This window comes from Achromobacter sp. ACM01, from assembly GCF_014851745.1.
Taxonomy (GTDB): Bacteria; Pseudomonadota; Gammaproteobacteria; order Burkholderiales; family Burkholderiaceae_B; genus Achromobacter; species Achromobacter aegrifaciens.
On record NZ_JACVAF010000002.1, the window covers coordinates 640,582 to 666,404 of the forward strand.

Below are 25,823 nucleotides of genomic sequence, written 5' to 3' on the forward strand. Positions count from 1 at the left end.
ACCGGCTCGCGGGCGCCGGCCTCACCGTGCGGCGCCTTCGATCGCAGCCATCAGGTCATCGGGATGCACCATCAGTTCGCGTGCCTGGCATAGCGTCGGGTACTGCTGCAGCACGCCGGTCCATTGCGCCGATTGCAGCAGCTGTTGCCATACCGGTTCCAAGGTTTCCGGGTCCGCGTCCAGCCCCTGCGCCAGAAGGCCGGCGTATTCAAGGCTGGGCGGCGCGGACAGCAGTTGCATGCGGCTGGCGGCGCTAAGCAGGCGCGGGATCGCCTCGGCTGGACCGTCGCAGAAATAGAGCACGGTGGAGTCGAGCTGCAGGCCTTCGGCGGGCAAGGCGCGCAGCGCGGCGCCCTGCAGGGGGAACTGGCCCTGGCGTGTGCTGAAGGCGTAGTCGGTGCCAGGATCGGCTTGCGCCAGGAGGCGCAACCCGCGCAACAGGCGCGGGAAGTCGGTGGCGGCTGCGTCGGCCGAGGCCTTGGCTTCGAGCAGCAGGCACAGGTCCCAGGCCTGCGGCGCGCCATCGCTCGCAGCCCGGCGCAGCAGCGCGGCATCCCATTCCGTCTTGGCGCGGTCAGCGCTGGCGGGCATCGAAGGCGGAACGCGCATGGAGGACACGGCCTGGTAGGCCTGGCTGCCATCGGCATCGTTGAGACGGGACGCCAGGGCCTGGAGCGCGTGCAGCGCCTGCGCCTCGACGGCGTCGCCGCGCAACCGCGAGGCGTTGCCTTCGGCCAGCGCGGTGGCGCTGCCCGGGCGTGGGCCTTGCTGTTCCCACAAGGCGCGGTAGCGGCGCACGTCGCTGTCGGCGATCAGCATGTCCAGGCGTTGCAGATGTTCCAGCGCGGGGCTGGCGAGCAGGCGATCGAGAGCGGCGGAAGCAGGCTGGGGGTCGGCGGACAAATTGAGAAGCCGGCGCGCGGCGTCGGGCAGCGCCGCCCAGGACTCGGATGCCGCCGCGGCTTGCAAGGCGGCCATGGCGTCGCGCGCGGGGCCTGCCGCCATGCGTTCAAGCTTGGCAGGATGGGCGATGGCGTTGGCGGCGGCGATGATCTCGCGGCGGTCCTGCGCTGCGCGCGCGGCCAGGGAGGCGTACTCGCGCACGAGCGGCAGGCGGTGCCGCAGCAGCAGGGCCTGGAATGCGGGATCGCCGTCGGATTCGCGCATGGCGTCGCGTATCAGGCGCGCCAGGGCGTCAAGAAAGGCCCGCTTGACCGATGAGGGCGGCGAGCAGCCGTCATCGAGCGACAGCCGGGCCTGTTCGATGGCGACGGCCAGCGCGGTCGCGGGCGCGGCGTCTTCGGCGGGGATGCGGGAAATGGCCGGCACGCGATAGCGCCGGGCGGTGCGGCGCAGGATGGCGTCGAGCAGGGAGAGGGAGGGCGGCTGGGGCATGGCGCCCCAAGCCTACCGCGATGCCGCCGGCGCGGCAAACGCGCCGCGTCGTGGCCAGCAGCGGCTTACTTGAACAGTTCGGCGTTCTCTTGCAGGGCGGTGTCCGCGCATTGCGCGTCCAGGTTGCCGCCGGGGGCGCCCGCCACGCCGATGGCGCCGATCACGGCCGAGCCGGCCTTGACGGGTACGCCGCCGCCCAGCACCAGGAAGCCCGGAATGTCGGTCAGGGTGGCCGCAGCGGGGTTCTTCTGGACGTTTTCCAGCATCGTCAGCGTCGGCGTCTTGGCCGAGACGGCGGTAAACGCCTTGGCGCGGCTGGCCTCGATGGTGTGCGGGCCGGCATTATCGGCGCGGGCGAAGGCCTTGAGCAGGCCGGCGCGGTCCACGACCGAGGCGCTCACGTTGTAGCCCTTGGCCTGGCAGGCGGCGACGGTGGCCGTCGCCAGCTTCTGCGCGTCGGCCATGGACAGGTTGCTCTCGTTGAGCACGGCGGCGTTGGCGGCGCCGGCGCAGGCGAACAGGGCGGCGAAAGCGATGAATTTGGGCGACATGTCTGTGTCCTTAGTGGGTCGGTGACAGGAGCAGACAGATTAAAGATGACGGCCGATCGGCGGTATTCGGTCGGCTACGCTGGGGCCTCCGTAGAGCTACGGAGGGAGGCTGCGCAAGGCTGCCCGCAGCGTCGACAGCCTTCAGGCCAGCAGCCCGGCGTATTCGCGGATCAGTCCGGCCAGGTTGTCCGCTTCCAGCTTGGCGAAGACGTTGGCGCGGTAGGTCTCCACCGTGCGCGGCGACAGGTCGAATTCGCGCGCGATCTCCTTGTTGCTCAGGCCTTGCACGACGCGTTCCAGCACATCGCGTTCGCGGCCGGAAAGCTTGTCCAGCCGTTCCTGCGCGGCCTGCGTCACGGCGAGTTTTTCGCGGCTGGCGATGTGGGTGCGCACGGCGGCCTGCACGGCGTCCAGGAAGACGTCGTCGTCCACGGGCTTTTGCAGGAATTCCATGGCGCCACCCTTGAACGCGCGGCGGCACAGGTCCACGTTGGCGTGGCCGGTCAGCATGACCACGGGCAGGTCCGATTGCTCGGCCAGCCGGCTCAGCACGTCCAGGCCGCTGATTCCGGGCATGCGGATGTCCAGGACCACGCAGCCGATGGCCTGCGGGTGCAACTGGGCCAGGAAGGCCTGCGGGTCGCCATGGCCCTCGCTGCGCAGGCCGACGCTGCGCAGCAGCAGCGCCAGGCCGTCGCGCACGGCGTCGTCGTCATCGACCAGATAGACCAGCGGGGATTGTTCGAACATGGGAGATTCCTGCGTCATCATGCGGCGGCGGCGGCGCGCGGCAGGCTGACCGTGAAGCAGGCGCCTGCCGGGCTGAGATTGCGCGCGGCGATACGGCCGTCCATGGAGCCGGCCAGCGTGTCGCACAGCGCCAGGCCCAGGCCCATGCCTTGCGGCCGCGTGGTGTAGAAGGGAGCGAACAGGCGCGGCAGCGCGTCGGCGGCGATGCCGGGGCCGGTGTCGCTGACGCTGAACAGGTAGGCGTCGCCATCGGCGCGGCCTTCCAGCAAGATCTGGCGCGGTCCGGGAACGTCGGCCAGCGCATCGGCGGCGTTCTGCACCAGATTGTGCAGGATCTGCTCCAGGGCCACGCGGTCGCCGAGCGGCCGCACGCCTGGGCTGGCGTTGTGCCAGCTCAGCCGTATGCCTAGCCGGGCCAGTTCCGTTTCGCGCAGAAAGCGCAGCGACGCCACCAAGGCGTCGGGGTCCAGCGCCTCGCGCCGGGCGGGCGAGCTGGGCTGCACCAGGGCGCGCATGCGGCTGATGATTTCGGCCGCGCGCTTGGCCTGTTCGGCGCTGGCCAATAGCGCGTGGCGCACGGCGGGGCGTTCCTCTTCGTCGTCCAGCAGCCGCTCGGCGGCGCGGGTCTGGGCCAGGATGGCGGTCAGCGGCTGGTTCAGTTCATGGGCGATGCCGGCGGCCATTTCGCCCAGCGTGCTCAGGCGCGCCATGGCGCCCAGGCGCAGTTGTTCCTGGTGGCGGCGGGCCTGGGCGCGCGAGCGCTGCCACGCCGCGGCGCCGGCCACCAGCAGCGCGCTGGCCAGGCCCCAGGCGAGCCAGGTGGCCCAGGGCCAGGCGCCGGGCGTCAGCGTGCGCGTGCTGCGCATCTGGAAGGGTTGGCTGGCCGCGCCCAGCGGCTTTTGCAGGGCCAGCGGCCAGCCGAGGCTGCCGGCGTCGGGCTGCTTGTCCAGCAGCCGCAGCGGGGTCTGGTCCACCGTCAGGGTGAGGTTGGCAAGGCCGGGAGGAAAGTCGGCCGCGGGTATCAGCTGGCTGGCGTCCAGCAGCAGGCTCCAGCCCGAGGGCGCCACCAGCCAGTAGCGGGCGCTGTCCACTGGCAGCGTCACCGGCCGGCCCAGGCCGCGCGCGCGGTCGACGGCGGCGGCAAGGCCCGGAGGTTCCGCCACGCTGCCGCTCCAGGCGCCGCCGGGCAGGTAGCCCAGCCCCAGCAGTTGGGGCATGGCCGGCCGCAGGCTGGGGTAGAGGCGTTCCGGAGCGGGGGGATGGGAAAGGGCGGCCAGCGTCGCCAGCACGGCTTCATGCTGCACCGTTTTTTGGCTCAGCATGCGCTGCGCCACGCTGGTGCTCTGGGTGAAGCGTTCGTACTGGTCCACATAGTCCTGCCGCCCGATCCAGAGGGCGCCGAAGGTGAACAGGACCAGCCAGCAGAAGAAGGCGCGAGCGCGCGATAGGGGATTCACGCCTGAAATTATGCCTTGCGGCCAACGCGGGCAGGAATCCGTAGGGCTACGGAGGGTTGGCGTTCAGGCCGCCAGTCGCTGGGCGTCCGGGTCCGGCGACTGCGAGCTGGCCGCGAGCGCGATCTGGTACAGCGCCGCCACCAGGTCAGATTGCGTCACCAGTCCGACCAGGTTGCGCGCTTCGTCCAGCACCGGCACGCAATGCAGGCTGTCCGACATGGGGCGGGCCAGTTCGATGACGGGCAGGCCCGGGGTGGCGAAGGGCACTTCGCTGCGCATGCAATCGGCCACCAGCAGGTCGGGCGCGGCATCCGCATCGACGGCGACGGCAGCCAGCCGGGTCCGGCGCGCCAGCACGTCGCCCTGGCTGACCATGCCGGCGTAGCGGCCGGCCGAATCCAGCACCGGCAATGCCTGCAGGCGATGCTTGTCGAACAGGCGCACGGTGTAGTCCAGCGGGTCCTGGGCCTGTACCGTGACTACGTCGCGCGACATGATGTCGGCGCAATGCACGTCGCCGAAGCGGCGCACGCTGGCGCGCATTTCCGCGGCCAGGACGATTTCTTCCAGGTCTTCCTTGCTGATGTCCAGCAGCTCGCCGCGCTGCGTGAGCGCATCGTCCAGGTCGGCCAGGCTGAAGCCCAGGCGAGCGCTGGGCGCGAGGTCGCGGGTGTTGTGGCCAGCGGCCGGGTCGGCGTGGCGGCGCGGATAATTGCGCTTGAGCGCGCCATTGAAGACCACGGCGATGCACAGCAGGATGGCGGAGTTCAGCGCCACGGGCCAGAGCGCAAAGCCGTAGCCCAGGCTGGCGACCGCGGGGCCGCCCAGCACGGCGGTCAGCGCCACTGCGCCGCTGGGCGGATGCAGGCAGCGCAAAGAGAACATGGCGCCGATGGCCAGCGCCACCGCCACGGCGGCAGCCACGCCGGGCACAGGGATGAACTGGGCGCAGAAGACGCCGATCAGGGCCGATACCAGATTGCCGGCCATGATGGACCAGGGTTGGGCGAGCGGACTGGCTGGGGCGGCGAACAGCAGCACGGCGGACGCGCCCATGGGGGCGATGAACCAGGGGCTGGCGTCGCCCAGCGCGTGGCGGCCCACCCATTCCGTGCAGAACAGGCCAAGCAGCGCGCCCAGCACGCCGTAGAGCTTCTCGCGTCCGTTGACGCCCACCGGCGCTGGCGCGAACGAGCCCAGCCAGCGCTTGATTGCTACACCCAAAACGATCTCCTCGCGCATCGATATGTCGCGGGGCGACAATTTATCACGCGAGGCAAAGCTGCGCTGCATAAGCTTATGCAGCAGGGCGTGGATCAGGCGTTGCCGGAGTCGTCGCCGATGCGGGTCAGCAGGCGCGTCAGCAGCGGGCGCATGGCGCGTAGCTCTTCCAGGTGCGAGGCCGAGAGGTCTTCGAGCATGCGCTCGGCCTTCGCGGTCAGCACGACCTCTACGCGGCGGCCGTCCTCGGGGTCCGCCTCGCGGCTGACCAGATCCAGGCGCGCCAGCCGGCCCACCAGTTCGGCGGCGGTGTGGGGCCGGATCAGGAGGCGTTCGGCGATTTCGCCCACGTACAGGCCGCGGCGGCCAGGGACGTTCTTGCGCGTGCCCTTGATGGCGAGCAGGGCCTGGTGCTGCTGCGGCATCAGGTCCAGTCCGGCGGCGGCGTTTTCGCTGAAGGCGGCAAAGCGGCGCAGCGCATAGCGGAAGTCGGCCAGGAGCTCGTAGTCCGTGGCGGTCAGCTGGGGTGGGGGCGAGGGCGGTTTCACCTGGGCGATTCTAATATATGTCGTGATACGATATATATGACATTTCGCAAATCCCTGCGCAATTCTTCCCGTCTTCGAACATGCCTCCCACTTCTTCCTCCGCCCGGGCCGCGCTGCGCCTGGGCGACTTCACCACGGACAAACGCGTGGTCCTGCTCATGGGCCTGGCCATCCCGGTCGGCCTGGCCAGCGTAGCCGCGGCCTGGGCCCTGCTGCGGCTGATCGCGCTGTGCACCAATCTGGCGTACCACCAGCAGTTCTCGTTCAAGGACCAGCCCATCACGACAGGCCACCTGGGCCTGGCTTCAGTCGCCATTCCGGTGGTGGGCTGCCTCATCATCGGCTTCATGGCGCGCTACGGTTCGGAAAAGATCCGCGGCCACGGGATTCCGGAGGCGATGGAAGCCATCCTGATCGGCAAGAGTCGCATCCAGCCCAAGGTGGCGGTGTTGAAGCCCGTGTCTTCCGCCATCTCCATCGGCACGGGCGGTCCGTTCGGGGCCGAAGGCCCGATCATCATGACGGGCGGCGCCATCGGCTCGCTGCTGGCGCAGACTATCCACCTGGACGACGGCGAGCGCAAGACCCTGCTGGTGGCCGGCGCGGCCGCGGGCATGACGGCCATCTTTGCCACGCCCTTGGCGGCGGTGCTGCTGGCGGTTGAGCTGCTGCTGTTCGAATGGAAGCCGCGCAGCTTCCTGCCGGTGGCGATGGCGGCGCTGGTGGCGGCGGCCACGCGCGCCTTCGTGCTGGATGGCGGACCGATATTCGCGTATTCGGGTTCACTGGCGTTCACGCCCGCGCATCTGCTGGCCTGCGCCGCCGTGGGCGTGCTGGCCGGGCTGGGATCGGGCGTGCTGACCTCCATGGTCTATGCGGCCGAGGACCTGTTCGAAAAACTGCCGCTGCACTGGATGTGGTGGCCGGCCTTCGGCGGCCTGGTGATCGGCCTGGGTGGCTTGATCGAGCCAGCGGCGCTGGGCGTGGGCTACGACAACATCCGCCATCTGTTGGCGGGTGATCTGGCGTTCCAGGCCGTGCTGCTGCTTCTGGCGGTCAAGGTCATCATCTGGTCCGTCGCGCTGGGTTCGGGGACCTCGGGCGGGGTGCTGGCGCCGCTGCTGATATTCGGCGGCGCGTTGGGGGCATTGGCCACGCCGTTGCTGCCGCAGGCCGATCCGGGCTTCTGGGCGCTGCTGGGCATGGCCGCAATGATGGGCGGCACCATGCGCGCGCCGCTGACCGCGACCCTGTTCGCGGTGGAACTGACCGGCGACATGGGCGCGCTGCTGCCAGTATTGGCCGCCTGCGTGTTCGCGTATGGGATGACAGTGCTGCTGCTCAAGCGTTCCATCCTGACCGAGAAGATCGCGCGGCGAGGCCACCATATCAGCCGCGAATACCGCGTGGATCCCTTCGACCTGCTCCGGGTCAGCCAGGTGATGACCACGCCGGTCCAGACGCTGCCGGCCGACTGGACGGTGGCGCAGGCCATCGCGCATTTCACGACGGCGCAGCCGGTGCATACCAGCTATCCGGTGCTGGATGCCGAAGGCGTGGTGGTAGGCGAAGTCACGCGCGCCGATACGCTGGCCTGGGCCATCGACGACGAGCAGACCGGGCGTACGTTGGCCGAGGCCCTGCAAGGCCGCGACCTGGTGTACGGCCATCCCGAGGAACTGGCCAGCCAGATCGCCGACCGCATGGCGCTGACCGGCGCCGGCCGCATACCCATCCTGGACCGGGCCAACGGCCGGCTGGTGGGCATCGTGGGGCGCAAGGACCTGTTCCGCTCGCGCGCGCGGCGGCTGCGCGAGGAAAGCCAGCGCACCGCGTACTTCCGCCGCACGCCGTCAGCGGGCGGGTGAGGCGCGCAGCTCCCACAATACGTCCAGTACGTGCCGGGTGGCTTGCTCCACCTGCCCGGCGCGGTGCGCGATGCCCAGCGGGCGCCAAAGGGCCGGCCGCAGCGCGCGCATCTCGATGCGCGGATCCGGCTGCGGCGCGGTGGCCTCGTGCGGCAGCAGCGTGGCGCCGTAGCCCGCGGCCACCAGGCTCTTGATGGCGTCGTTGTAATTCAGCTGGATGCGGGCGCGCGGGTTCAGGCCGGCGGCGGCGAACCATTCGCCCGTCAGGCGCGACAGCCGCGTGCTGGCGTCGTTCAGGATCAGCGGCCGTTCGGCCAGCCAGGCCGGCGTCAGGCGCGCGGGCGCTTTCCAGCTGGCGGGCAGGAAGGCCATGACCGGGTCGCGCCGCCAGGGGCGCAACACCAGGCCTTCCAGCGGCGGCTGGGGCAGGGCCACCAGGCCCACGTCCAGCGAACCGTCGGCCAGGCGCAGGAGCGTTTCCTGCGAAGTCAGCACAGCCACTTGCACGTCAATGCCGGGATGGTTGCGCCCCAGCGTTTCCAGGGCCTGCGGCAGCAAGTGGGCTATGGCGCCGGTGGAAGCGCCCAGCCGCACGCGCCCGGACAAGCCCTGCACCTGCCGCTGCACGTCGTCCAGCGCCTGGTCGGCATCGGCCAGCAGGCGGCGCGCGCGTTCCAGCAGGGTTTCGCCGATGGCGGTGGGGCGGACCTGGCCGCGCTTGCGCGTGAGCAGCGGCGCGCCAATGCGTTCCTCCAGGTCGGCCACATGCAGGCTGACGGTGGGCGGGGCCAGATGCAGCGCGCGCGCCGCGTCGGCGAACGAGCCCAGGTCGGCAATGGCAACCAGGGTGCGCAGGCGGTCCAGGCTGATTTCACGCATAGCGGTGTCGTTCAGGCAAGCTGAATTGGATAGTCATGATATTCGACTTTTGTTATCTGCCAGTCCAGCCGATGATGGAGTCCTGCGCCCGGAACCCCTTCCGGCGCGCCTTTGATCCAGGACGCAAGCGCCATGACCCAACCTCTAGTTTTCATCGACGGCGACCAGGGCACCACCGGCTTGCAGATCCATGAACGCCTGCATGGGCGCACGGACCTGCGGCTGCTGACGCTGCCCGAGGCGGAACGCAAGGACCCGCAACGCCGCGCGCAGGCGATCAACGGCTGCGACATCGCCATTCTCTGCCTGCCGGACGAACCGGCGCGTCAGGCCGCCGCGTCCATCGTCAATCCCGCGGTACGGGTGATAGACGCCAGTTCCGCCCACCGCACGACGCCCGGCTGGGTCTATGGCTTTCCGGAAATGAACGCGGAGCAGGCCGGACTGATCGCCCAGGCGCTGCGGGTCAGCAACCCGGGTTGTTATCCCACGGGCGCGGTCGCGTTGTTGGGTCCGCTGGTGCGGGCTGGGCTGGTGCCGGCCGACTATCCGGTGGTGGTGCACGCGGTGTCAGGCTATTCGGGCGGCGGGCGCGCGGCGGTGGACGCCTACGAAGCCGCGGACGGCGCGCCGGGACCGGCGCTCCAGCTCTACGGCCTGGGCCTGGCGCACAAGCACACGCCCGAGATCGAGCGGCATGCGGGCCTGACGCAGCGGCCGGTGTTCGTGCCGGCCTACGGCGCGTATCGCCAGGGCATCGTCCTGACCGTGCCGCTGCAGCTGCGCCTGCTGCCGGCGGGCGTCGACATGGAACGCCTGCACGCCTGCCTGCAGCAGCATTACGAGGGCGCGCGCCATGTGCAGGTCGTGGCGCCGCAGGACGCGGCCGCCCATACGCACCTGGATCCGCAGGCGCTCAATGGCACCAACGACCTGCGCCTGGCCGTGTACGGCAATGCGCAGCACGGCCAGGTGCTGCTGACGGCGGTGTTCGACAACCTGGGCAAGGGCGCGTCGGGCGCGGCGGTGCAGAACCTGGACCTGATGCTGGCCGCGATGCGATAAGCGCCGCGCCTGCGCGGGCTCAGGCCGGGTCCGCCAGCGTCTCCACCACCAGGCGGCGCAGCCAGACGGTGCCCGGATCGCTTTCGAAGCGCGCGTGCCAATGCACCGTCACGGACAGCGGCGGCAGCGCGATGGGCAGCGGGCGTATCTGGAACGCGTCGTCGTGGTTGAACCAGATCGCGGCTCGCAGCGGCAGGGTCATGGTGAGATCGGTGCGCCGCACGATCTCGGCGGCCGCCGAGAAATGCGGCAAGGTCAGATATGGCCTGCGCGGCAGGCCGGCCTCGCTCAGCACGTCGTCCAGCAAGCGGTGGGCGCTGGCGCGCGAGGCCACCAGGATGTGGTCCAGGCGCTTGTATTGGCTACGGGTGAGGCCCGCCGACAACACCGGATGGCCGCGCCTGCCCATGCAGGTGTAGCGTTCGCTGAACAGTTCCGCGTGGCAGGTCTCGCTGCCCAGCCCGGCCAGGTTGCCGATGGCGAGATCGACCTCGCCGTCTTTCAGCGCCTGCGGCAGCCGTTCCAGCGGGATCTCCAATACTTCCACCTGCAGACGCGGCGCCAGGGCGTGCACGCGTTCCATCAATGACGGCAGGAACACCATTTCACCGATATCGGACATGGACAGGCGAAAGCGCCGGGTGCTGCTTGCGGGCTCGAAGCGCTGCCGCAGGTTGACCGCTTCCGCAAAGCTGTTCATGCCGCGCTCTATGGGGTCGGCCAGGGCAAACGCGACCGGCGTGGGCTGCATGCCGGACGCCGTGCGCGCGAACAGGGGGTCGTCGAATTTTTCGCGCAAGCGCGCCAGCGCGTAGCTCACGGCGGGCTGCGTCAGGTTCAGGCGCTGCGCCGCGCGCGTGACGCTGCGTTCCTGCAGCACGGTCAGGAAAACCCGCATGAGGTTCAGATCGAAGTCCACGCATGCCTCTCATATCAGCTTGATTTATAAGATAAATAATATCCATAAATTTGACATATAAATAGTTGATTCCTAGACTAATTTCATAAGGCTGGGGCAACGCTTGCCGATGGCCGCAACACAGGGGAAGCACCGCCATGCATGCGTTGACACTGCCGTCGTTGTTGCTGGAGCAGGGCGCCCGATGGGGCGAGCGCACATGGGTGCAGGCGCCAGGCGGCGCACTGCGCTACGGCGATGCTCCCGGGCATGCAGCGGACTGGGCCGCGCGCCTGGCTTCGGCCGGCGTCGCCCGGGGCGACCGGGTCGGGCTGATGGCCGGCAACCGGCATGAATTCCTGTCCATCGTGCTGGGCTGCGGCTGGCTGGGGGCGGTGGTGGTGCCCATCAACACGGCGTCGCGCGGCATGCAGTTGCAGCACATCCTGGCCAACAGCGGTTGCCGCTTGCTGGTGGCCGACGCCGCGTCCTGTCCGGCGCTGGCTGCACTGGACATGCAGCCCCTGGCCTTGAACCGCATCTGGCTGCTGGACGGCTACGCCGACGCGCTGCCGGTGCAAGCGTGTCCGCCTCCTCCCGCACCGGACACGCCGCTGCCGCCGGCAGCCGACCTCGGGCCGGGAGATACGCTGGCCATCCTGTACACCTCGGGCACGTCAGGCCTGTCCAAAGGCGTGTGCTGTCCGCACGCGCAGTTCTATTGGTGGGGCAGGATCGCCGCGCGCAACCTGGAAATCGCCGAGAGCGACGTGCTCTACACGAGCCTGCCGCTGTTCCATACCAATGCCCTGAACGCCTGCTTCCAGGCGCTGGTCACGGGCGCGACCATCATCTGCGACGAGCGCTTCTCGGCCAGCCGCTATTTCGACCGGCTGGAGGCCACGGGCGCCACGGTGACCTATCTGCTGGGCGCCATGGTGCCCATGCTGCTGGCGCAGCCGCCTGCCGCAGCCGAACGGCGTCAGCGCGCGCGGATTGCGCTGGCGCCCGGGGTGCCCGAACGCTTCCATGCGGCGTTCGCCGAACGCACGGGCATCGCGCTGCTGGAAGGCTACGGCTCGACCGAAACCAACTTCGCGCTGGGCGGCACGCTGGACGAGCAGCGGCCGGGCGCGATGGGGCGCGTCGCGCCCGAATTCGATGCGATGGCGGCTGACGAGCACGACGCGGCGGTGCCAGACGGCACGCCGGGCGAATTGCTGTTGCGCTCGCACATCCCATACGCCATCGCCACCGGTTATTTCGGCATGGACGACAAGACGGTGGAAGCCTGGCGCAATCTCTGGTTCCACACGGGCGACCGGGTGGTGCGCGATGCGGACGGCTATTTCCGCTTCCTGGACCGCACGAAGGACGCCATCCGCCGACGCGGCGAGAACATTTCCTCGTACGAGGTGGAGCAGGTGCTGCTGGCGCATCCGGCGGTTGCCGCCGTGGCGGTCTATGCGGTGCGTTCCGATCTGGCGGAAGACGAGGTCATGGCGGCGCTGGTCTACAAGACCGGGCAGGCCATCGCGCCCGAGACGCTGTTGGACTTCTGCCAGCCCCGTATGCCGTATTTCGCCGTACCGCGCTATCTGCGCGTACTGGACGATTTGCCGCGCACCGAGAACGGCAAGATCCGCAAGTTCCGCTTGCGGGATGAGGGCATTACCGGCGACGCCTGGGACCGCGACGCCGCCGGCTATCGCGTGGCGCGCTGAGCGTCATCAATCCATTCAAACAGACTAGGGGCGGCAATGACGATGGCATACAAGGGGGCGGCCGCGGCCGCCGGCGACGATGCGCGCAGAAAACGCACGCGGCGCGTGGTGATGGCGTCCGTCGCGGGCAACGCGATGGAATGGTATGACTTCTTCATCTACGGCACGGCGGCGGCGCTGGTGTTCGGCGAACTGTTCTTTCCCAAGGGCACCGACCCGCTGCTGGGCACCATGGGGGCGTTTGCCGGCTTTGCGGTCGGCTTCCTGGCGCGGCCGCTGGGCGGCGTGATCTTCGGCCATATCGGCGACCGCTACGGCCGCAAGCTGGCGCTGGAATGGACCCTGGGCTTGATGGGCGCCGCCACCTTCCTGATCGGGCTGTTGCCTACCTATGATCAGGTCGGCTTCTGGGCGCCGGTTGCCATGGTGGTGTTGCGCATCCTGCAAGGCGCGGCCGCGGGCGGCGAGTGGGGCGGGGGCGTGCTGCTGATCAGCGAGGCGGTCGGGGGCAAGCGCCGCGGCTACTTCTCGTCCTTCAGCCAATTGGGAGTGGCGGGGGGCTTCGTGCTGTCGTCGGGCGTCTTCATGCTGGCGCAGCAGCTGCCGCAGGAAGCCTTCATGAGCTGGGGCTGGCGCCTGCCGTTCCTCTTGAGCGTGCTGATCTTCGGCGTGGGCCTCTACATCCGCAAGCACATCCCGGAAAGCGATGAGTTCGTGCAGGCCGCCAAGACCGCCAAGCGCGGCATGCCGGCAGTCGAAGTGTTCCGCCGCTATCCGCGCCAGGTCTTTACCGCGATGGGATTGCGCGTGGCCGAGAACGGCGGGTCGTACATCTTCCTGGCGTTTGCGCTGGCCTACGGCAAATTCCTTGGCATACCCAACGACGTCATGCTGGGCGGCGTGCTGGTGTCGATGTTCATCGAGCTCGGCACGCTGGTCTGGTTCGGCCACCTGTCCGATCGCATCGGCCGGCGGACGGTGTACCTGATTGGTTCGGCCGGCCTGGTGCTGGTGGCATTCCCGTTCTTCTGGCTGGTGCAGACCAAGGAGCCGGTGTGGATATTCCTGGCCTTCTTCCTGGGCAACACGGTCTGCCATGCCGCGATGATCGGCACCCAGCCGGCGTATTTCGCCGAACTGTTTCCCGCAGAGGTCCGCTACACCGGATTGGCGCTGGGGCATGAACTGGCTTCTGTATTCGCCGGCGGCCTGTCGCCGCTGATCGCCATGGCGCTGCTGCGCAAGTATGAATCGGCGACCCCGGTGGCGTGGTTCCTGGTGGGCATGGCCGCGGTCACCGTGATCACCTTGCTGCTGACGCGCGAACCTCCACGGCAGGAGTCGGCGTGAGCGCGGCGCGCGGCCCGGGCATCGTCGGCGTGGGCGAAACGCCTTCGCTGCGCCATCCCGGCCCGGGAACCAGCACGGCCGGCCTGATGGCCGAGGCGATCGCGCAGGCGCTGCGCGGCGCAGGGTTGAAGCCCGGCGATGTGGACGGCCTGGGCGTGGCTTCATTCACGCTGCGCCCCGACCGCGCGATCGATCTGGCGTGGTGCCTGGGACTGCGGCTGAACTGGTGCATGCAGGACGAAATGGGCGGCGCCAGCGCCATCAACCTGTTGCGCCAGGCCTGGCTCGCGTTGCAGGCCGGGCAGGCCGAGACGATCGTGCTGGTCGCGGGAGACCATTTCACGGGCGCCGATTTCGCAGGGCTGGTACGCGGCTACAACCGCAGCGCGCAGGACTATCTCAGTCCCCTGGGCTGCGAGGGGCCGAATCCCCTGTTCGCCATGCTCACGCAAAGGCAGATGGCGCGCGCCGGTCTTGCCCGCGAGGACTATGGCGCGCTATGCGTCGCGCAGCGGCTATGGGCAGCAGGCAACCCCAACGCCGCGTATCGCGATCCATTGAGCCTGGCGCAATACCTGGCCGCGCCCATGGTCGCGCCGCCGCTGGGACGCCTGGATTGCGTGCCGGTGGTCAGCGGCGCTTGCGCGCTGGTGCTGAGCGCGCGTCCGGCGGGAATCAGCGTGCGGCTGCTGGCCAGCGATGCGCGCTACAACGACGATCAGCAGGAAGGCGACGGATTGCAGACCGGCATCGCGGTGTTCGCGCCAGCGCTCTGGCAGCGCGCTGGCCTGGGACCGGAAGACATGGATGTGCTCAGCGTGTACGACGACTATCCCGCCATGGCGCTGGCGCAGCTGTGCGATCTGGGCTTCGCCAGCATCGATGACCTGCCAGGCTTCATCGCGCGCCGCCTGGCCACCCGGGACTTGCCGGTCAACACCGCAGGCGGCCAACTGTCCGCCGGGCAGGCGGGCACCGCCGGCGGCATGCATGGCCTGGTCGAAGTGGCGCGCCAATTGCTGAGGCAGGCAGGGGAACGGCAGGTGCGCGGCGCGCGTCACGGCGTGGCTACCGGCTACGGCATGGTGCAGCTGCGTTATGGGATGTGCGCCAATGCGGCCGTGCTGGCGCGGGAGGAAGCATGAGCGTCGACGTCAGCCAATGTTGCAGCTGCGGCCATCTGGTCTATCCCATGCGGCTGTGGTGCCCGGCTTGCGGCCATGGACAGGCGCGCGCGGCGGCGGTGGAACAGGCCGAGTTGCAGGCCTGGACCGAATTGCCCTCGCGGAATGGTGCGCCTGCCGCAGTCATCGCCACGGTCCGGGCGCTGCCCGCGGGACCGGTCCTGGTCGTGCGGCTGGAAGAACCGCCCGCCCATGCGGGCCAGCGTCTGTGGCTATTCGAACGCGATACGGACGGGCAGCCTTTGCCTTGGGCCCGCGTCGCGGCCGAACCGCAGATCTGAAGCGCCAACGCGTCAATCGCCGCTGGCCGGCGCCTGGATCGCCTCCAGGCGCTGGGCCAGCGAAGCCGCGGACAACTCGCCCACGCGCAGGTCCACCAGCCGTCCCTGGGCGTCCAGGAACAGCGTGGCGGGCAGGCCGCGATTGCTCATCTGGCGCGAGGCCGCGCCTGCGGGATCGAGCAGCACGTTGCGCAGCGACGGCGCGTGCTGCGCCAGGAACGCCGTCACGTCCGGCGGCGCTTCGGCCTGGTTCAGGAAGACGAAATTCACATCGGGATGCGCCGCTTGCGCCGCGGTGAATGCGGGCATTTCGCGGCGGCAAGGCGGGCACCAGCTTGCCCATAGATTGATGACGGTAGGTTTGCCCTGGTAGGCCGCGAGCGCCGCGGGCGTGCCGTCCAGCTGGCGCAAGGCGAGCGCGGACAGCTCGGGCAGGGCCTGCGGCGCGGGCGCCAGCCACCGCCCGCCGCCTATCCAGACCGCGCTGGCCAGCGCCAGCGCGCCCAGCAGCGCAGGCCGCGGCGCCTGGCGGCGCAAGGCCGCGTACAGCGTGTAGAGCCATGCCGCGGCAAGCCCGGCCATACCGGCCCAGCCGCCATCGCGCAGGTCCAGGATCCGGAGCGGATTCTCGATGAAGTGGGCCTGGAACTGCCAGACAAAGCCGAGCCGGGCGACGACCAGGCCGATGATGAGCGCGCGCCACAACACCGTACTGGTGTCGGGCCGGGACTCCTGCCCGCGGGTCAGCAGCCTGGCGGCCAGCAGTCCGATAGCGGCGGCAACGATGAGAACCAGCAGGTCCGAGGGAAAGACGAGGGGACCGATACGGATGGCGGGCGTCATGCGTGAATCTGGAACTGGCGCGGCGGGGATCAGGCTGCCTGCTGCAGCTTGGCCGGCGCCTGCGCGATGCGGCGGGTGATTTCGGTGGCGGCGCGGCAGGTCAGGCCGGCGAGGTAGTCCTCGCGGAAGGCCGCGAAGGCGTCCTGCATGCCGATGAGCGTGATGCTGCCCAGCACATGGTTCTCTTCATCGAAGATCGGCGCGGCGATGCCGGTCTTGCCGGAATCCAGTTCCCCCGACGAGATGCAATAGCCGGCCTTGCGCACTTGCAGCATGGCCCGGGAAAAGGACTTCCAGTCCTGGCCCAGCCGCTGCATGTCGGGGACATCGGCGTGTTCGTCGTAGACGCGGCGCAACTGGCGCGGCCCCAGATTGGCCAGGATCACGCGGGCGGTCGCGCTGCGCAAAAGCGGCATGTGCCGGCCGCGGCCGAAGTTCAGGGCCTGGGTATTGCGCCCGGCCTGCTGGTGCACGTTGATGACCTTGTCGTCGTAGCGCGCGCTGAGCAGCACGTCCAGGCCGGTCTGGCTGGATAGTTCCTCGATCAGGTCGCGGCTGACCGTCAGCATGGGGTCGTACTCCCGCATCTGCAGATCCAGCGCGATGATGCGCGGACCCAGCGCGTAGCCGGCTGGCAGGCGCACCAGCAGGCCGCAGGCGCACAGTTCGCGCACGTAGCGGTAGGCGGTGGCGGGCGCGTAGCCGCGCAGCTGGCAGATGGCATCGACGTCCAGGACCGGCCGGTCGGGCTGAAAGAGGTCCAGGACATCGAGCATGCGGCGAAGACTGTTCATGTGCGTGAGGTGTTGTAAGGCTGACGTGCTGCGAGGGTGCACCAAGGGGCGCGTATTGGCAAATCGTCCTGCCGCGCGCGCAGCGTGCACGCGCGTATAGGAGATCCGCGCAGAACTATCAAATAGATAATTCTAATAAATTATCCAGCATCAATCCGCCAAAAGAAATTGCACATTTATCAAATTACGATAAAGTAGCGAAAAAAGGAGGCGGTAATCATGACCGGAGCTAGTGCCTTGCTGGAGGCTCTGCGCAAGCAGGGCGTGGAAGTCTGTTTCGCCAATCCCGGCACGACCGAGCTGGACCTGGTGCGTGCGATGGAGGAGGTGCGCGGCATGCGCTGCGTGGTCGGCCTGCAGGAGAACGTCTGCACCGGCGCGGCCGACGGTTATGGCCGGCTGGCTGGAAAGCCGGCCGCGACCCTGCTGCATCTGGGGCCGGGCTTCGCCAACGGCATCGCCAATCTGCACAATGCGCGGCGCGCCCGCACCCCCATCGTCAACATCATCGGCGACCACGCCAGCTGGCACCTGGAATGCGACGCGCCCCTGACTTCGGACATCGAGTCGCTGGCGCGCCCAGTCTCCGGCTGGGTGGAGCGCATCGCGTCCGCCCAGGACGCCGCTGGCGCCGCCAGCGCCGCCGTGCAGGCCAGCCTGGCCGATGGCGGTCAGGGTGCGACGCTGATCTTTCCCGCCGACTTCCAGGCGGAAAGCGTGACGCCCGATTCCGCGGATGCTGCCGCCGAGGCCGCTGCGCAGCCCGAGACCTTCGACGCCGCCGCCGCATGGCAGCGCCTGAGCCGCGCGCAAAAGCCGCTGTTCCTGCTGGGCGGGGGCGGTCCCGCCAGCGGCCTGGGACGCCGCGCGCAGATTGCGGCCGCGCGCCTGTGCGCCGCCCTGGGCGGCAAGGCTTACGCCGAGACCTTTCCCGCCAGATCGGAACGCGGCCGGGACTTGCCGGACTTCGACCGCCTGCCGTATTTCCCGGAACCCGCTCGCGCTGCCCTGGACGCTGCCGACCTGGTGGTGCTGGTGGGGGCGCTGCCGCCCGTGACCTACTTCGGCTATGCCGGTCACCCCAGCCGGTTGGTGCCGGCGGAACGCCTGCTGGAACTGGCCGCTCCCGGCCAGGACGCGGCCTCGCGCCTGGAAGCGCTGGCCGAATTGGCGGGCGCGCCGGCCTTCGAATCCGCCGCCGCGCCGCTGCCCGAGCCTGCACCAGGCGCCTTGACGCCGCAATCCATTGCCGCAGTGGTGGCGCGGGCCTTGCCCGAAGACGCCATCGTTTCGGTCGAAGGCGGCACCTGCGGCTATCCGCTGTATGCCGCGTCCGCCGGCGCCGCGCCGCACACCGTGCTGACCAATACCGGCGGCGCCATCGGCCAGGGCTTGCCAGTCGCGATGGGCGCCGCCATCGCCTGCCCGCAGCGCCGCGTGGTGGCCGTGCTGTCCGACGGCAGCACCCAATACACGATCCAGGCATTGTGGTCGCTGGCGCATGAAAACCTGCCGGTCACGGTGCTGATCGCCGCCAACCACCAGTACGCCATCCTGCGCAACGAGCTGCGCCGCGGCAACGCCGTGCTGGGCGAACGCGCGGCCGAACTGACCGCGCTGGACCGCCCGCGCATCGACTGGGTGGGGCTGGCCTCCAGCTACGGGGTGCAGGCCAGCCGCGCCGCGACCTCGGAAGAATTGGCCACGCAGCTGGAATCGGCGCTGCGCCAGCCGGGCCCGGTCCTGATCGAGATGGCGCTGTAGGCGCCGCCATATATATAAGGAGCATCAAAGCATGGACTTGCAACTCAAGGGGAAAGTCGCGGTGGTCACGGGCGGCAGCCTGGGCATCGGGCGCGCGGTGACCGAAGCGCTGGCCGCCGAGGGCGTGCGTGTGGCCATCGTGGCGCGCCGCCAGGCGCAGCTGGACGAAGTGGCGGCTGAAATCACCCGGGCCACGGGCGTGGAAGTGCTGGGCGTGGCGGCCGACGTGTCGGACACCGCCCAGGTCAACGCGATGATGCAGCGCGTGGCCGAACACTTTGGCCGCATCGACATCCTGGTCAATGGTGCGGCCCACCCCGGCGGCCTGGTGCGCAGCGAGATCGACGAGGCCGATCCCGAAGGCTTGCTGGAAGACATCAACATCAAGGTCGTGGGCTACATGCGCTGCGCCAAGGCTGCGGCGCCGCACATGCGCCAGGGCGGCTTTGGCCGCATCGTCAACATCGGCGGCCTGACCGGGCGCGGCAGCAAGCAGCTTTCGGGCATGCGCAACGTGGCCATCTGCCACATGACCAAGACCCTGTCGGACCAGCTGGGTCCGCATGGCATCACGGTCAACGTGATCCATCCGGGCGTGGTAGAGACGCCCCACATCCATGAACTGTACGAAAAGGAAGCCGCCAAGCAGGGGCTGACCCCCGCCCAGGTCGAGGCCAACTATGCCAAGGCCACGCCCATACGCCGGGTGCTGCAGCCGGCCGAGATCGCCGACGCGGTGCTGTTCCTGGCATCGCCGCGGGCAGGGGCCATCACCGGCGAATCGCTGGGGGTGGATGGCGGCATCACGCGCGGCATCTTTCTTTGAACCGCTGAACCTCATTCGGGGAGTCTGGATATGCAAGGCACGATACTGGTCGGCACCGCCGGCCAAGGAATACTGCGCAGCGTGGACGATGGCGCCACCTGGCACCGCCTGGGGCTGAAGGAAGCCATCGAGTTCGACGGCACGGTGCGCAGCCTGGCCGTGGACCCGGCCGACCCGCGCCGCGTCTTTGCCGGGGCCGACGCCGGCATGTGTGTCAGCACCGACGGCGGCGCGCATTTCACGCGGGTGGACAGCCCCATGAACGGCATGACCGTCTGGGCCATGGCCATCGATCCCACGGATCCGCGGCGCATGTACGCGGGCACCGGCGCGCCGTCGCGCGCAGCGATGTTCCGTTCGGTGGACGGCGGCGCCAGCTGGCAGCGCCTGTCGCCCGAACTGCCGGAGTTCTGCCGCGGCGTGAACCGCCCGCGCATCCTGTCGGTCTGCGTGGATCCGGATGACGGCCGCGAGGTCTGGTTCGGCGTCGAAGAAGGGGGCTTGTGGCGCAGCCGCGACGGCGGCGATACCTGGTCGCGCGAGGACGATGAAGGCAATGCCGATGCCATCGCCAACCCCGACATCCATTGCGTAGCTGTCCTGCCGGCCACGGCCGCCGCGCCCAAGACCGCCATGGTGCTGACGGTGAACTCCGTCTATCTCAGCGAGGACGACGCCCGGCGCTGGAATGGCGTGGCTTCCAAGTCGCGCTTTGACGGCATGTACTACACCCGCACGGTGCAGGCGCTGCCGGACGATCCCGACACGCTGCTGCTGGCCATCGGCGACGGCACGCCAGGCACGCGCAGCAGGATCTACCGTTCGTCCGACCGCGGCCGAAACTGGCAGCCGGCGCTGCTGCACACGCCGCCAAATTCCACCTTCTGGGCCTTCGGCGTGCACGCCGCCGACCCGCGGCTGGCGTTCGCCGGCACCAAGTACGGCCATCTGTTCCGCTCCACCGACGGCGGCCGCAGCTGGTTCAAGGAATGGCGCGATTTCAGCGAAATCACCGCCGTGGCCTGGACGCCGTACGCCGCGCCCGTGACCGCGCACCCCCAGTCCATCAACTGACAACCCGCCCGAGACCGCCATGTCCACCAACACCACGCTTGCGCCGGCAGACCGCCGGCCGCGCATCGCGCGCACCCACCTGGCCCTGTTCGTGCGCGACCCGTTCGCGTCGGCGCCCTGGTACGAATCCGTGCTCGGCATGCAGGAGACCGCGCGCGGCGAGCAATGGGTGTTCCTGTCCTTTGGGCGCAAGCACCACGACATCGCCCTGATCCGCGCGGCCGAAGGCGAGCCCGCCCGCGGCCCCGTCAACATGCAGCACTACGGGCTGGAGATCGAGGGCGACGTGGACGAGCTGCGCCGCCTCTACGGCATGTTGCTGGCCAAGGGCGTGGACGTCGTGAAAATCACCGATCACAAAGTCGGCTACGGGCTGTACTTCACCGACCCCGACGGCCACCGCTTCGAGTTCTTCTGCGAAACCGTGCACGGCGACGAAGAGGGCAAGCAGGTCCTGCACGACCACAACGCGCCCAGCGTCCCCATGACGCTGGACCCGCTTTGACCGCCCGCACGGCGCACCCCTTCCTGATCCCACATTTTCTGGAGCATCCATGAGCAGCACCAACTTCGGTCCCTACCGCATCCGCAAGTGGTATTTGCAGATCGACGACACCCTCACTACTGAAACCGGCGAACCGGCCGACGGCGAGCCGCTGCGCAAGATCGTTATCGCGGCCGCGCTGCACAACCCCTATGCCGGGCGCTTCGAACGCGACCTGTCGGGCTATGTCGAACCCTCGGGCATGCTGGGCGAGGAGTTCGGCCGGCGCATCATCGCCGCGGCCGGCGGCCAGCCGCTGGAAAGCTACGGCAAGGCCTGCGTGGTGGGCACGGACGGCGAATACGAGCACGGCAACGCGTTGTTGACCACCATCTTCGCCGAACCCGTGCGCGCGGCGCTCGGCGGCGGCAAGGCCTGGGTGCCTTCCACCGGCAAGCGCGGCGGTCCCGGCACCGTCATCGACATTCCGCTTGCCCACAAGGACGCGCTCTATGTCCGTTCGCACTACGACAGCGTGACCGCGCTGTTCGGCGACGCGCCCAACCGCGACGAAGTGCTGATCGCCTTCGCGTTCGCCACGCGCGGGCGCCTGCATGCGCGGCTGGGCGGCATCCCCGCCAGCGAAATCCAGGGCAAAGACGGACTCTGCTGAAAGGAAGCCGATATGCAACGCCGCGACACCGCTATCGCCGTCAACGGCATGACTTTGCACCTGACCGAGTGGGGCCCCCAGGCGGGGCGTCCGCTATTCATGCTGCACGGCATCCGCGGCTATGCCGAGACCTTCGCCGGCATCGCGCAGGCGTTGCAGCCGGATTTCCGCGTCCTGGCCTATGACCAGCGCGGCCGCGGCGCCAGCAGTTGGGATCCGCAGCGCAATTACTACACTGACGCCTACGTGGATGACCTGGCGGGCGTGGCCGACGCGCTGGGCCTGGACCGCTTCGATCTGCTCGGCCATTCGATGGGCGGCATCGCCGCCATCGTCTTTGCCGCCCGCCATCCGCAGCGCGTGCGGCGCCTGATCGTCGAGGATGCCGGACCCGCCGCTTTCGAAGGCAGCGCGGGCGCGGCGCGCATCCAGCGCGAATTGCGCGAAACGCCCGAGTTCTTTCCCGACATCGCCGCGGCCCGCGAGTACCTGCGCGCGCTGCGGCCCAGCGTGACCGAAGCCGCCCGCGAGGAACGGCTGCGCCACATGCTGAAGGAAGACGGAGCAGGCGGCTGGATCTGGCGCCACGACCATGCGGGCATCGCCGCGACCCGGCTGGACCCCGATCCGGCGCGCGTGGTGGACCTGTGGCCGCAGGTCCAGGCGCTGGGCTGTCCGACCCTGGTCGTGCGCGGCGGGCGTTCGGACTACCTGCAGGCCCAGACCGCCCGCGACATGGCGGCGCGCAATCCGAACGTGGAATGGGTCGAGATAGAAGGCGCCGGCCATTACATCCATGACGATCAGCCGGCCGCCTTCGAGCAGGCCGTCGGCGGGTTCCTGCGGCGCGCCTGAGGCGTCTGAGCGCAACCCGCCAGGCAAAAGACAAGAATCCAAGGGAGAGCCGAGATGGCGCATATCGTAGAAGTGCCGGTGCTGGTGGTGGGCGCCGGGCCGGTCGGCGTGACGCTGGCCAATCTGCTGGGCAGTTATGGCGTGGAAACGCTGGTGCTGGAACGCAACCGGGACGTGCTGGACTATCCGCGCGCGGTGGGCCTGGACGACGAAGCCATGCGCACCTTTCAGAGCGCGGGCCTGGCCGATGAAATGCTGCGCGACATGATCCAGAACGTGCCCATGCGCATGTACACGCGGACCAAGCGCTGCTTTGCCGAGATCCTGCCGGCCACGCGCGAGTTCGGCTGGTATCGCCGCAACCTGTTTTCGCAGCCGCTGGGCGAACGCACCCTGCGCGCCGGTCTGCGGCGCTTTCCCCATGTGACGCTGGAACTGGGCAGCGAGCTGCTGTCGCTGGCGCAGGACGAGCGCGGCGTCACGGTGCGGGTGCGCGATGCGGAGGGCGCCGAGCGCGAGATCCGCACGCAATACCTGCTGGCCGCCGACGGCGGGCGCAGCACAGTGCGCGAACGCCTTCTGCAATTGCCCTTCGACGGCAATACGCATCCGCGCAAATGGGTGGTCATCGAATGCGACCAGGACCCGCTGGACGCCCCTTATACCGCGCTGCATTGCGAGCCGCGCCGCCCCTATGTCTGCCTGCGCCTGCCTTACGGCCTGCGGCGCTGGGAGTTCATGCTGTTTCCGGGCGAGGACGGCGAGCAGATGCTGCAGCCGGAAAAGGTGCAGGAACTGCTGCGCCACCACGTGGCCGACCCGGCCAGGTTGAACGTCATCCGCGCCCGCGTCTATACCCACAATTCCCGCGTGGCGCGTACTTTCGTCTCGGGCCGCGTCTGTCTGGCGGGCGACGCCGCGCACCTGACCCCGCCCTGGATCGGCCAGGGCCTGAACGCCGGTCTGCGCGACGCTTTCAACCTGGCCTGGAAGGTGGCCTGGATCGTGCAGGGCCGCCTGGACCCGGCCGCCTTGCAGAGCTACCACGACGAACGCCACAGCCATGCCCGCGCCATGATTTCGCTGGCCGACATGTTCGGCGCCATGCTGTCGCAGACCAACCCGGTACTGGCGGCGCTGCGCGACACGTTCTTCCTGTCGATCCGGAATATTCCGAAGATCCGCGACTATGTGCTGCAAATGAAGTTCAAGCCCATGCCGCGCTATAGCCGCGGCGTGGTGGGCGACAGCGCCGACAAGACGCAGCGCGAGTGCATCGGCCGCATGTTCATCCAGCCGCTGGTGGAATGCGAGAACGGCGCCACGCTGCGCCTGGACGAAGCGCTGGGCGCGGGCTTCGCGCTGATAGGCTGGCGCCGCGATCCGCGCGCAGGGCTGCCGTCGGCCCTGCGGGCGCAGTTGGACAAGCTGGGCTGCCGCTACGTGGCGGCGCAGCGCGCGCGCAGCGGCTGCGATCCCGACGAACTGCAAGCCGGCGCCTTGCCCGTGTTGCAGGACACGGAGAACGCGCTGCATTTCTGGTTCCAGCGCACCCGCGCGGACTGGGTGCTGGTGCGGCCGGACCGCTACGTCGCGGCGCTGGGCCGCAGCGCGGACGCGGCCGACGCCCTGGGTCGCTTCGCCGCCCGCTTCGTACCCGGGGCAACCCAGATGGCCGCCCAGCTGCCAGGCAAGCCGTCGCACGCGCCCGGCGCTATCCTGAACGGAGCGCAGCCATGAACGCACCGGTCCAGCCCGCGGGCAACCCGGTCCGCAACGTGCTGTTCATCATGTGCGACCAACTGCGCGCGGATCACCTTTCCTGTTATGGCGGAGCCGGCGCCCTGCGCACGCCACACATCGACCGGCTGGCACGCATGGGCGTTCAGTACGACCGCGCCTACGTGACGTCCGCGGTCTGCGGCCCGTCGCGCGCGTCCTACTACACCGGCCGCTATCCGCTGTCGCACCGCGTCACCTGGAACCGGGTGCCGCATCCGGTGGACGAATGGTGCCTGGGCGAATACCTGGCCCAGGCCGGACTGCCGCTGCACCTGCTGGGCAAGACGCACTTCGTGCCCGACCGCGCCGGATTGCGGGGCAAAGGCTATGCGGCCGAGGACGAGCAACGTTTCCTGCAAGGCGGCTTCGTGCCGATCGAGCGTTACGACGGCCATTTCGAACTGGCCAAGGACAGCCCATACCGCCGCTACCTGCGCGAACGCGGCTACGACAGCGAACGCCCCTGGGAAGACTACGTGGTGGGCAGCCAGGCGGCCGACGGTAGCATCGCCAGCGGCTGGCTGATGCGCAACGCGCCGCTGCCCGCCCGCGTGGACGCGGCGGATTCCGAGACGGCCTATCTCACGGACCGCGCACTGGACTTCATGCAGGGGCAGGGCGACAAGCCCTGGGCGCTGCATCTTTCCTACATCAAGCCGCACTGGCCGTACAAGGCGCCGGCGCCATACCACGCCATGTACGGCGTGGAAGACTGCGCGGCGCCCCTGCGCTCGCAGGCGGAGCGGGAGCGCCCCCATCCTGTGCATGGCGCCTACCAGCGGCTGGAAGAGTCGCAGTCCTTCGCCCGCGACGAAGTCTGGCGCAGCGTACGGCCGGTCTACATGGGGCTGGTCAAGCAGATCGACGACCAGATCGGCCGGGTGCTGGACTTCCTGGAGCGCCGCGGCCGGCTCAAGGACACGCTGATCCTCTTCACCTCGGACCACGGCGACCACCTGGGCGACCACTGGCTGGGCGAAAAGGAATACTTCTACGACAGCGCGATGCGCGTGCCTTGCCTGGTCTATGACCCGGCGCCGGCCGCCGACGCGACCCGCGGCAGCCGCAGCGACGCATTCGTCGAATGCATAGACGTCGTCCCGACGGTGCTGGAGGCGCTGGCGCTGCCGGGGCAAGAACACCGCATCGAGGGCCGCTCGCTGCTGCCGGGGATCCGCGGCGTGTCGGAGTCTGCGCCGTCCGCGCGCGAGTACGTGGTGGGCAGCCTGGACTACGCCTACCGCGAGGCGCGCCTGTTCCTGGGACGCGGCGAGCGCGAGTGCACCGGCCTGATGGTGCGCGACGAGCGCTACAAGTACCTGCATTGGCAGGGCTATCCCGCGCAATTGTTCGACCTGCGCGACGACCCGGGCGAGCTGCATGACCTGGGCGCCGATCCGGGCATGGCGCCGGTGGCGGCACGGATGCGCTCGGCGCTGCTGGACTGGCATGAAGGCCTCAAGCGCCGCGCTACCGAGACCGACGAGGAAGTACGCGAGCGCACGCATGCGCACGAACGGATGATGGGCATTCTGATCGGCCGCTGGTGAAGCGGAC

At 69.2% G+C, this 25,823-nt stretch carries 23 protein-coding genes and 1 pseudogene; 14 read left to right on the forward strand and 10 right to left on the reverse strand.

The window, feature by feature from the left end; translation table 11 throughout:
• Window positions 1–21: 21 nt before the first annotated feature.
• The 6 genes from IB268_RS11410 to IB268_RS11435 all read right to left on the reverse strand — a co-directional run bounded on the left by IB268_RS11410 (window position 22) and on the right by IB268_RS11435 (window position 5,922).
• The gene (locus IB268_RS11410; RefSeq protein ID WP_192354257.1) at window positions 22–1,395 is read right to left on the reverse strand and encodes a 3-deoxy-D-arabino-heptulosonate 7-phosphate synthase; all 1,374 of its coding nucleotides are present in this window, start codon (window positions 1,393–1,395) and stop codon (window positions 22–24) included.
• A gap of 65 nt (window positions 1,396–1,460) precedes the next feature.
• Complete coding sequence (locus IB268_RS11415; RefSeq protein ID WP_192354258.1) at window positions 1,461–1,946, reverse strand: heme-binding protein; 486 nt, start codon at window positions 1,944–1,946, stop codon at window positions 1,461–1,463.
• Between the two features lie 141 nt (window positions 1,947–2,087).
• On the reverse strand, window positions 2,088–2,696 hold the full coding sequence (locus tag IB268_RS11420; RefSeq protein WP_370540012.1) for a response regulator transcription factor: 609 nt from the start codon (window positions 2,694–2,696) through the stop codon (window positions 2,088–2,090).
• 17 nt (window positions 2,697–2,713) lie between these two features.
• Window positions 2,714–4,153 carry an ATP-binding protein gene (locus tag IB268_RS11425; RefSeq protein ID WP_192352070.1) on the reverse strand — a complete coding sequence of 480 codons (1,440 nt, stop codon included), beginning with the start codon at window positions 4,151–4,153 and terminating at the stop codon, window positions 2,714–2,716.
• A gap of 63 nt (window positions 4,154–4,216) precedes the next feature.
• Complete coding sequence (locus IB268_RS11430) at window positions 4,217–5,377, reverse strand: HPP family protein (RefSeq protein WP_370539803.1); 1,161 nt, start codon at window positions 5,375–5,377, stop codon at window positions 4,217–4,219.
• A 92-nt stretch (window positions 5,378–5,469) separates the two neighbouring features.
• A complete protein-coding gene (locus IB268_RS11435) occupies window positions 5,470–5,922 on the reverse strand; it encodes a MarR family winged helix-turn-helix transcriptional regulator (RefSeq protein ID WP_054454602.1) in 453 nt (150 codons plus the stop codon).
• Between the two features lie 80 nt (window positions 5,923–6,002).
• Here IB268_RS11435 and IB268_RS11440 point away from each other — a divergent pair, with 80 nt between their 5' ends.
• A complete protein-coding gene (locus IB268_RS11440; protein ID WP_175160733.1) occupies window positions 6,003–7,790 on the forward strand; it encodes a chloride channel protein in 1,788 nt (595 codons plus the stop codon).
• Here the strand turns inward: IB268_RS11440 and IB268_RS11445 are convergent.
• Entirely contained in the window at window positions 7,776–8,669 is an 894-nt protein-coding gene (locus IB268_RS11445) for a LysR family transcriptional regulator (RefSeq protein WP_119451524.1), read from the reverse strand. The genes IB268_RS11440 and IB268_RS11445 overlap by 15 nt on opposite strands.
• 132 nt (window positions 8,670–8,801) lie before the next feature.
• On the opposite strand from IB268_RS11445, the gene argC reads away from it, so the two are divergent.
• Complete coding sequence (gene argC, locus IB268_RS11450) at window positions 8,802–9,734, forward strand: N-acetyl-gamma-glutamyl-phosphate reductase (protein WP_192354259.1); 933 nt, start codon at window positions 8,802–8,804, stop codon at window positions 9,732–9,734.
• 19 nt (window positions 9,735–9,753) lie between these two features.
• Here argC and IB268_RS11455 read toward each other — a convergent pair whose 3' ends face one another.
• Complete coding sequence (locus IB268_RS11455; RefSeq protein WP_233564613.1) at window positions 9,754–10,653, reverse strand: LysR family transcriptional regulator; 900 nt, start codon at window positions 10,651–10,653, stop codon at window positions 9,754–9,756.
• 122 nt (window positions 10,654–10,775) lie between these two features.
• Between IB268_RS11455 and IB268_RS11460 the strand changes: the two are divergent.
• From IB268_RS11460 to IB268_RS11475, 4 genes and pseudogenes are all read left to right on the forward strand, one after another.
• Window positions 10,776–12,356, forward strand: a pseudogene (locus tag IB268_RS11460) (ATP-dependent acyl-CoA ligase); the annotation flags it as partial.
• 36 nt (window positions 12,357–12,392) lie between these two features.
• On the forward strand, window positions 12,393–13,706 hold the full coding sequence (locus IB268_RS11465) for an MFS transporter (RefSeq protein ID WP_054454595.1): 1,314 nt from the start codon (window positions 12,393–12,395) through the stop codon (window positions 13,704–13,706).
• Window positions 13,703–14,851, forward strand: coding sequence for a thiolase family protein (locus IB268_RS11470; protein WP_192354261.1), 1,149 nt, complete (start codon window positions 13,703–13,705; stop codon window positions 14,849–14,851). The genes IB268_RS11465 and IB268_RS11470 overlap by 4 nt, the downstream gene beginning before the upstream one ends.
• Window positions 14,848–15,171, forward strand: coding sequence for a hypothetical protein (locus IB268_RS11475; RefSeq protein ID WP_054454590.1), 324 nt, complete (start codon window positions 14,848–14,850; stop codon window positions 15,169–15,171). The genes IB268_RS11470 and IB268_RS11475 overlap by 4 nt, the downstream gene beginning before the upstream one ends.
• A 12-nt stretch (window positions 15,172–15,183) precedes the next feature.
• On the opposite strand, the gene IB268_RS11480 is transcribed toward IB268_RS11475, so the two are convergent.
• The gene (locus IB268_RS11480; RefSeq protein WP_192354262.1) at window positions 15,184–16,014 is read right to left on the reverse strand and encodes a prolipoprotein diacylglyceryl transferase family protein; all 831 of its coding nucleotides are present in this window, start codon (window positions 16,012–16,014) and stop codon (window positions 15,184–15,186) included.
• Between the two features lie 29 nt (window positions 16,015–16,043).
• Window positions 16,044–16,808, reverse strand: a complete 765-nt coding sequence (locus tag IB268_RS11485; RefSeq protein ID WP_225591356.1) for an IclR family transcriptional regulator — start codon at window positions 16,806–16,808, stop codon at window positions 16,044–16,046.
• A 219-nt stretch (window positions 16,809–17,027) separates the two neighbouring features.
• Here IB268_RS11485 and IB268_RS11490 point away from each other — a divergent pair, with 219 nt between their 5' ends.
• From IB268_RS11490 to IB268_RS11525, 8 genes are read left to right on the forward strand one after another with little or no spacing between them, the layout of a single operon-like run.
• The gene (locus tag IB268_RS11490; RefSeq protein ID WP_192354263.1) at window positions 17,028–18,572 is read left to right on the forward strand and encodes an acetolactate synthase large subunit; all 1,545 of its coding nucleotides are present in this window, start codon (window positions 17,028–17,030) and stop codon (window positions 18,570–18,572) included.
• A 31-nt stretch (window positions 18,573–18,603) separates the two neighbouring features.
• Complete coding sequence (locus tag IB268_RS11495) at window positions 18,604–19,398, forward strand: SDR family NAD(P)-dependent oxidoreductase (protein WP_054454582.1); 795 nt, start codon at window positions 18,604–18,606, stop codon at window positions 19,396–19,398.
• A 30-nt stretch (window positions 19,399–19,428) separates the two neighbouring features.
• Window positions 19,429–20,472 carry a glycosyl hydrolase gene (locus IB268_RS11500; protein WP_054454580.1) on the forward strand — a complete coding sequence of 348 codons (1,044 nt, stop codon included), beginning with the start codon at window positions 19,429–19,431 and terminating at the stop codon, window positions 20,470–20,472.
• Window positions 20,473–20,491: 19 nt separating this feature from the next.
• Window positions 20,492–20,977, forward strand: a complete 486-nt coding sequence (locus tag IB268_RS11505; RefSeq protein WP_054454578.1) for a VOC family protein — start codon at window positions 20,492–20,494, stop codon at window positions 20,975–20,977.
• A gap of 49 nt (window positions 20,978–21,026) precedes the next feature.
• Window positions 21,027–21,629: an amino acid synthesis family protein gene (locus IB268_RS11510; protein WP_119451517.1), complete on the forward strand. Its 603-nt coding sequence runs from the start codon at window positions 21,027–21,029 to the stop codon at window positions 21,627–21,629.
• A 12-nt stretch (window positions 21,630–21,641) separates the two neighbouring features.
• A complete protein-coding gene (locus IB268_RS11515) occupies window positions 21,642–22,484 on the forward strand; it encodes an alpha/beta fold hydrolase (protein ID WP_192354264.1) in 843 nt (280 codons plus the stop codon).
• Window positions 22,485–22,538: 54 nt separating this feature from the next.
• Complete coding sequence (locus tag IB268_RS11520; RefSeq protein ID WP_192354265.1) at window positions 22,539–24,224, forward strand: bifunctional 3-(3-hydroxy-phenyl)propionate/3-hydroxycinnamic acid hydroxylase; 1,686 nt, start codon at window positions 22,539–22,541, stop codon at window positions 24,222–24,224.
• The gene (locus IB268_RS11525; RefSeq protein WP_192354266.1) at window positions 24,221–25,816 is read left to right on the forward strand and encodes a sulfatase-like hydrolase/transferase; all 1,596 of its coding nucleotides are present in this window, start codon (window positions 24,221–24,223) and stop codon (window positions 25,814–25,816) included. The genes IB268_RS11520 and IB268_RS11525 overlap by 4 nt, the downstream gene beginning before the upstream one ends.
• Window positions 25,817–25,823: the final 7 nt, after the last annotated feature.

Coding starts and splice junctions, on each gene's coding strand:
- IB268_RS11510 (WP_119451517.1), top strand. CDS start 21,027: ATGAGCAGCACCAACTTCGGTCCCTACCGCATCCGCAAGTGGTATTTG.
- IB268_RS11415 (WP_192354258.1), bottom strand. CDS start 1,946: ATGTCGCCCAAATTCATCGCTTTCGCCGCCCTGTTCGCCTGCGCCGGC.
- IB268_RS11515 (WP_192354264.1), top strand. CDS start 21,642: ATGCAACGCCGCGACACCGCTATCGCCGTCAACGGCATGACTTTGCAC.
- IB268_RS11500 (WP_054454580.1), top strand. CDS start 19,429: ATGCAAGGCACGATACTGGTCGGCACCGCCGGCCAAGGAATACTGCGC.
- IB268_RS11410 (WP_192354257.1), bottom strand. CDS start 1,395: ATGCCCCAGCCGCCCTCCCTCTCCCTGCTCGACGCCATCCTGCGCCGC.
- IB268_RS11475 (WP_054454590.1), top strand. CDS start 14,848: ATGAGCGTCGACGTCAGCCAATGTTGCAGCTGCGGCCATCTGGTCTAT.
- IB268_RS11490 (WP_192354263.1), top strand. CDS start 17,028: ATGACCGGAGCTAGTGCCTTGCTGGAGGCTCTGCGCAAGCAGGGCGTG.
- IB268_RS11445 (WP_119451524.1), bottom strand. CDS start 8,669: ATGCGTGAAATCAGCCTGGACCGCCTGCGCACCCTGGTTGCCATTGCC.
- IB268_RS11485 (WP_225591356.1), bottom strand. CDS start 16,808: ATGAACAGTCTTCGCCGCATGCTCGATGTCCTGGACCTCTTTCAGCCC.
- IB268_RS11495 (WP_054454582.1), top strand. CDS start 18,604: ATGGACTTGCAACTCAAGGGGAAAGTCGCGGTGGTCACGGGCGGCAGC.
- IB268_RS11440 (WP_175160733.1), top strand. CDS start 6,003: ATGCCTCCCACTTCTTCCTCCGCCCGGGCCGCGCTGCGCCTGGGCGAC.
- IB268_RS11525 (WP_192354266.1), top strand. CDS start 24,221: ATGAACGCACCGGTCCAGCCCGCGGGCAACCCGGTCCGCAACGTGCTG.
- IB268_RS11420 (WP_370540012.1), bottom strand. CDS start 2,696: ATGTTCGAACAATCCCCGCTGGTCTATCTGGTCGATGACGACGACGCC.
- IB268_RS11480 (WP_192354262.1), bottom strand. CDS start 16,014: ATGACGCCCGCCATCCGTATCGGTCCCCTCGTCTTTCCCTCGGACCTG.
- IB268_RS11520 (WP_192354265.1), top strand. CDS start 22,539: ATGGCGCATATCGTAGAAGTGCCGGTGCTGGTGGTGGGCGCCGGGCCG.
- argC (WP_192354259.1), top strand. CDS start 8,802: ATGACCCAACCTCTAGTTTTCATCGACGGCGACCAGGGCACCACCGGC.
- IB268_RS11465 (WP_054454595.1), top strand. CDS start 12,393: ATGACGATGGCATACAAGGGGGCGGCCGCGGCCGCCGGCGACGATGCG.
- IB268_RS11505 (WP_054454578.1), top strand. CDS start 20,492: ATGTCCACCAACACCACGCTTGCGCCGGCAGACCGCCGGCCGCGCATC.